Here is a 6440-nt window from a genome sequence, read left to right on the forward strand (position 1 = left end):
CGGATGGCCATTGCGTATCATATTATAATATTCAATTTTATTGTGTAACTTTGCCAGCTAAATATTGATAGAATTATGCCATTAAATTTACAGAAGAATCTGCCGGCCATTGAGTTGCTCAAGAAGGAAAATATATTTGTAATGGACTCGCTACGCGCATCCGAACAAGATATTCGTCCGCTTCGCATGGTTGTGCTTAACTTAATGCCGCTAAAAATAACGACTGAGACTGATTTTATCCGTTTACTATCCAACAGTCCGTTGCAGATAGAATTGGATTTTCTCAAAATATCGTGTCATACGCCTAAGAATACGCCAATCGAGCATATGGAAGAATTCTATAAAGATTTCGAAACAATTGCAAACGATTATTACGATGGAATGATCATTACCGGAGCCCCTGTCGAATTGATGGAGTATGAAGATGTTAATTATTGGAATGAGGTAACCCAGATTTTTAACTGGGCACATACACATGTAACATCTACACTTTATATCTGTTGGGCTGCTCAGGCAGGTTTGTATCATTTCCATGGCGTTCCCAAATACGAATTACCTGCAAAGATGTTTGGTGTATTTAAACATACACTAAACGACGCATCGAATCCAATCTTCAGAGGTTTCGACGATGAATTTTTTGTTCCGCATAGCAGACATACTGAAATCAGAAAAGAAGATATCTTGAATGTTCCGGAGCTTACGTTATTGTCGGAGAGTAGTGAGTCTGGAGTTTACATGGTTATGGCACGTGGTGGCCGCGAGTTTTTTATCACAGGACACTCTGAATATTCTCCCAACACGTTGAACGAAGAGTATCTTCGCGATGTTGCGAAAGGTATGGATATTGAAGTTCCACGTAATTATTACAGAAACGACGATCCTGCTCAAGGGCCCTTGGTACGCTGGCGTGGTCATGCCAATTTGTTATTTACAAACTGGCTCAATTATTTCGTCTATCAGGAGACACCGTACAATATAGAAGATATCAAAAATCTGGGAAATTTATAACATGCCTAAAGTCCGTTCAATTGAACTCCTGGCTCCTGCCAAAGATTTACAATGTGGTATTGAAGCCATTAATCATGGAGCCGATGCCGTATATATAGGTTCTCCAAAATTCAGTGCCCGTGCAGCAGCAGGTAATACGTTGGAAGATATCCGGACTCTATGCTCGTATGCGCATCAGTTTGGAGCCAGAATATATGTTGCTTTTAATACAATTCTGACAGATGAAGAGCTTCCTGATGCCGAAACAATTATCTGGGAACTATATCGTGCAGGTGCAGATGCCCTGATTGTTCAGGATATGGGAATACTATCGCTTAATTTACCTCCAATCCCTTTACATGCAAGTACGCAGACCGACAACCGTACGCCTGCCAAAGTGAAATTTCTGCAAGATGCAGGTTTTACACAGGTGGTACTTGCCCGTGAATTATCATTAAATGAAATACATGCCATCGCATCTGAAACAACAGTTCCCCTTGAAGTATTTGTTCATGGGGCGTTGTGTGTAAGTTACAGTGGGCAGTGTTACATCAGTTCTGCTTTAAGCGGACGTAGTGCCAACAGAGGTGAATGTGCTCAATATTGCCGGTTACCCTACACTATGTTGGATGCCGAAGGAAACGAAATATTGAAAGATAAACACTTGTTGTCCTTGAAGGATCTGAATCAGTCGCAACATCTGGAAGGTTTGTTGGATGCAGGTGTAACCTCATTGAAAATAGAAGGACGGCTTAAGGACGTATCCTACGTTAAAAATATTACAGCCTATTACCGTAAGAAATTAGATGCCCTGTTTGCAAAGCGTCCCGAATACAAAAGAGCATCGGTAGGTCACGAAACCTATACCTTTGAACCGATAGCCGAAAAAAGTTTCAACAGAGGTTTTACCTCCTTTTTTCTTCAGCAACGGCAAAAAGATATTACCTCATTCGATACCCCCAAGTCGGTGGGTGAAAGGGTAGGAACCGTAAAAGAGTTAAAAGGGAATTCCTTTACCATAGCCGGGACAAAGCAATTATCCAATGGCGACGGACTTATATTTTTTAATTCTGAAGGCAACCTGGAAGGATTTCGTGTAAACAGGGTAGAAGAAAACCGGGTATTCCCACTAGAGATGCCCCGGATATCTCCAAAAACTATCTTATACCGTAATTACGATCATGCTTTTGAAAAGCTTCTTGAAAAGCCTTCGGCAGAAAGAAAAATAGACGTCTCAATCGAATTTTCTGATAATGCTTTTGGTTTTACATTGTCGGCTACCGACGAAACCGGTTGTCGGGCCATGGTTACTTATGCATTTGATAAGGAGCTTGCCCGTAAACCTCAGGAGGATAATATCCGCACGCAACTTCAAAAACTGGGAGGAACAATCTTCAAGGCAGCAGATATAAAGGTGAACACCACTGGTAATTGGTTTGTTCCATCTTCTATAATCGCCGAAATGCGGAGGGAAGTAATTGAAAAGCTTCTTCAGGTTCGAATCATTTCCTCTAAGCGTGAGCTTGTAAAGCATTCCAACAATCAAATAAATTTTTCCTACCCCGTCAAAGAGCTCACCTATTTGGGAAATGTGTATAACAGTAAAGCGCAGACATTCTACGAAACTCACGGAGTAGAGAGAATTGCGCCGGCATTCGAGGCGAAACCTTTGAAAGAGGTACCCTTGATGTTTACAAAGCATTGCATCCGTTACAGTATGGGGTGGTGCCCGGTACATCAAAAACAAAAGAGCCCTTGGAAAGAGCCCTTTTATTTAGTTTATAAAGATACACGTCTGAAACTGGAGTTTGATTGCAAACATTGTCAGATGCTTGTTTTTCACGATAACAAATGATAAACGGAGACTGGGATTACTTAATAAGAAGTGATTCCAGTTTCTTTATATATGCATCGGCTGCATCTTTGTCTTCAGCAGCAGGACTCCAGGGAGCCAGATTGTCTGCAGATAATGGGGCGAATGGTCCTTGTTTCACCTCATAAATTACTGAACCGGATTCAAGAACCACCATTCCATGCCATACTCCTGCTTTTATCTCTGCGCCATACATTCCTTCAGCTGGCGAAAGAATGATCGATTCAGTTACATTTCCAACCTCATCAAAAATAAATACCGCAGCTTTACCTCTAAGGAGAATAAATACTTCGTCTTTATCCGGATTGAGATGCCTGTGGGGGCGCAAGTAGGTACCTGGCTCCATGGCATTTAGTAACCTGTTTACGGGATCGTCCAACTCTTCGTGGAAATTATAATTCATTCGCAAGCGAGGATTCGCTTTTGCCTTAGCTGTTGTCTCATCGAGTAAATGCTCTGTAATAAGTTTCATCATCAATACGATTTATGTAATATTTTCCAGTTATACTATAGGTGAAAGAAATAAATATATCTCTTTATTTGGAAAAAAAGTAAATAAGAGATAAAATATATAAGTGTTTGAACTTTTTTATTACGATACTGTTTTAAGGATATAGTGTTTTTTCATGGTATTAGAATTAAGTTAGATTAGGTTATCCGTCTTGTTCGTGAGAATAGGACGGTTTTTTTATGTTCGAGCGGTAGGCGGGGGTCGAACCCGTGACCTTCGGCTTGGGAAGCCGACGCTCTGCCAACTGAGCTACTACCGCATTCATGGCTGCAAATGTATGTAAATCTTTCGAAATATCTTAACTTTGCATCAAAATTATATTAATTCACATATTAATGGATAAGCTTACAATAATAAAGGTAGGTGGGAAAATCGTTGAAGAAGAAGCTACGCTGCGTAAGCTTTTACAAGATTTCTCCGCTTTGGAGGGTTACAAGATATTAGTACACGGAGGAGGTCGATCGGCAACTAAAATTGCTTCTCAGTTGGGTATTGAAAGCCAAATGGTAGAAGGCAGGCGAATTACCGATGCCGAAACACTTAAAGTAGTTACCATGGTTTATGGCGGACTTGTAAATAAAAGTATTGTTGCCGGATTACAATCATTAAATGTAAATGCATTAGGGTTGACCGGAGCAGATATGAATCTGATTCGTTCAGAGAAGCGCCCGGTAACAACTGTCGATTACGGATATGTGGGTGATGTGAAAGAGGTTAATGCAACTTTACTCGTATCGTTGATTAAACAGGGTATTGTTCCTGTATTAGCTCCTTTAACTCACGATAAAGAGGGCAATATGCTCAATACAAATGCAGATACCATTGCGGGAGAGACTGCCAAAGCTCTTGCTACTTCATTCGATGTTACCTTAGTTTATTGTTTTGAAAAGAAAGGTGTCTTGAGGGATGAAAACGATGACAATACGCTGATTCCTCTTATAAATCGAAACACCTTTACACAATTGGTAACAGAAGGTATTATTCAGGGAGGAATGATTCCGAAACTTGAAAATTCTTTTCAGGCAATTGAAGCCGGTGTAAAAGAAGTCATAATAACGAAAGCAGATGCAATTGCACCTGGACAAGGTACCTGCGTAAAGTAAAAATTATAAACATCTCAAGATGAATCCTTTTAGGGGTTGTTACAATTAATTTTGTAACAACCCCTGTCTTTTTGTAATCAAACCGCCTTTAAAGTGGTTTGTTAACGATTGTTGAGCCCTGTTAATCAAATAAAATAGAAAGTATATCTATCAATATGTCATAATGTTAGATAAATGAAATATATAAAGTAATAATGTTACTTATAAATTGAAATTTGATAAAAATCATATTATTAGTAAAAAGCTTCTTATAGTAGTCAAAATGATTTGATATTTGATAAAATAATAACAAAAAATTAGAAAAAATGACTTTAAAATGTTGTTTGCTATTTTTTTATATTACTTTTGCATTTTAATAAAATTAAGCTAAAGTGTGTGTATTTATAAGTTAAATGTTAAAAGTATGTCTATGAAAAAGTTGACTTTTCTATTTTTATGCCTTTTGATAGGCATTGGATTGGCAACCGCTCAGACGCGGGAGATAACAGGATCTGTTATTTCAGCCGAAGACGATCAGCCAGTCATTGGAGCGTCGGTAATTGTTAAAGGAACAACTACTGGAACTGTAACAGACTATGATGGTAAATTTAGTTTAAGCGTTCCTTCAGCAGCAAAAACGCTGGTGATTTCTTACATTGGTATGGCAGCACAAGAAGTAGCTATTGCTCCCAATGTACGTGTTCTATTGAAAGCAGATACTCAAAATCTGGATGAGGTTGTTGTAACCGCTTTGGGTATCTCCCGTGAGAAAAAAGCCCTGGGTTATGCAGTATCAGAAGTAAAAGGAGATGAAATGCTTAAGGCACGTGGCGGTGTAAGTAACCCAATCAACGCTTTACAAGGTAAGGTGGCCGGTCTTCAGATTCAGGGAGGAGCAGGTTCTATGGGTGGATCTTCAAAAGTAATTATTCGCGGTGTAAAATCAATATCCGGAAACAACCAACCCTTGTTTGTTATCGATGGTGTACCTATTGAAGGAACCGATTTCAACTCTACTAATGCGGCCAGAGGTGCTGGCGGTTACGACTATGGTAACCTTATTCAAGACTTAAACCCGGATGATATTGAAAATATTTCAGTATTGAAAGGTCCTAATGCTTCTGCACTTTACGGTTCACGTGCAACCAACGGGGTGGTAATGATTACAACTAAAAAAGGGAAAAAAGGAGAAGGTTACGGTGTAACATTCAATAGCTCTTTAGGTTTTGAAGTCGTTAATAAGATGCCAAAGATGCAGAAACTCTATGGTGGTGGTTATGGATTTGAAACCGTTAAAATTAATGGAAAAGAATATCAATATCCTGATATGGCAACCGACGAAAGTTGGGGTGATAAATATGAAGGTCAGGAAATTCTTTCATGGTACGATTTAGCAAAATGGGAAGCCGGAGGTAAAGTTGGTAATCCTACAACGTCTAAATGGCAGACTCCTGCAAATGATATCGATTCATTTTTTGAAACCGGTGTTGTATTTACAAACAACGTATCTGTAGCTCAGGCAACCGACAGAGCTTCAGCTCGTATATCTTATACCAATTCTGATTTGAAGGGATTTATGCCAAACAGCTCATTGAAGAAAAATATTTTCAATGTATCGGCCTCAACAACAAGTGCCGACAAGCGTTTGGAACTTTTCACGAATGTAACTTATTTCAATTCGGCAGCAAAAGGTCGTTCAGAAACAGGTTATGGTGATAACAACGTAATGCAGAAATTCATTCAGTGGGGACACCGCGAATTGGATATGAAGGAATTGAAATCTTTATATCAAATGCCGGATGGAACGCAGGCAACATGGAACCGTGTAGCTTGGGATGATGCTACACCCAACTACAGTAACAACCCATATTGGAGTCGTTATATGAATTATCAGAATGACTCACGTAACCGTGTCTATGGTAATGTTGGTATAAGTTATAAAATTGCTGAATTCCTGAAATTCCAATACAAAGCTAACTTGGACTTC

General features: G+C 39.2%; 5 protein-coding genes and 1 tRNA gene. 4 read left to right on the top strand and 2 right to left on the bottom strand.

Going from position 1 to position 6440, the window contains the following annotated elements; all coding sequences use genetic code 11:
• Positions 1-75 precede the first annotated feature (75 nt).
• Both metA and AB7E53_RS13630 read left to right on the top strand, forming a co-directional pair.
• On the top strand, positions 76-1008 hold the full coding sequence (gene metA / locus AB7E53_RS13625; RefSeq protein WP_079684553.1) for a homoserine O-acetyltransferase MetA: 933 nt from the start codon (positions 76-78) through the stop codon (positions 1006-1008).
• Between the two features lies 1 nt (position 1009).
• Positions 1010-2842 carry a peptidase U32 family protein gene (locus tag AB7E53_RS13630; RefSeq protein ID WP_446776277.1) on the top strand — a complete coding sequence of 611 codons (1833 nt, stop codon included), beginning with the start codon at positions 1010-1012 and terminating at the stop codon, positions 2840-2842.
• Between the two features lie 16 nt (positions 2843-2858).
• On the opposite strand, the gene AB7E53_RS13635 is transcribed toward AB7E53_RS13630, so the two are convergent.
• Positions 2859-3332 (bottom strand): WbuC family cupin fold metalloprotein, encoded by a 474-nt coding sequence (locus AB7E53_RS13635; RefSeq protein ID WP_068182673.1) that lies wholly within the window; start codon positions 3330-3332, stop codon positions 2859-2861.
• A 225-nt stretch (positions 3333-3557) separates the two neighbouring features.
• Positions 3558-3630: transfer RNA gene (locus tag AB7E53_RS13640), tRNA-Gly, on the bottom strand.
• Between the two features lie 76 nt (positions 3631-3706).
• On the opposite strand from AB7E53_RS13640, the gene argB reads away from it, so the two are divergent.
• Together argB and AB7E53_RS13650 are read left to right on the top strand one after the other, a co-directional pair.
• Positions 3707-4474 (top strand): acetylglutamate kinase, encoded by a 768-nt coding sequence (gene argB, locus AB7E53_RS13645; RefSeq protein ID WP_371688928.1) that lies wholly within the window; start codon positions 3707-3709, stop codon positions 4472-4474.
• A gap of 409 nt (positions 4475-4883) precedes the next feature.
• On the top strand, positions 4884-6440 hold a 1557-nt coding region (locus AB7E53_RS13650), incomplete at its 3' end, for a carboxypeptidase-like regulatory domain-containing protein (protein WP_446776279.1).

This window comes from Macellibacteroides sp., assembly GCF_050251695.1.
GTDB classification, from domain to species: domain Bacteria; phylum Bacteroidota; class Bacteroidia; order Bacteroidales; family Tannerellaceae; genus Macellibacteroides; species Macellibacteroides fermentans.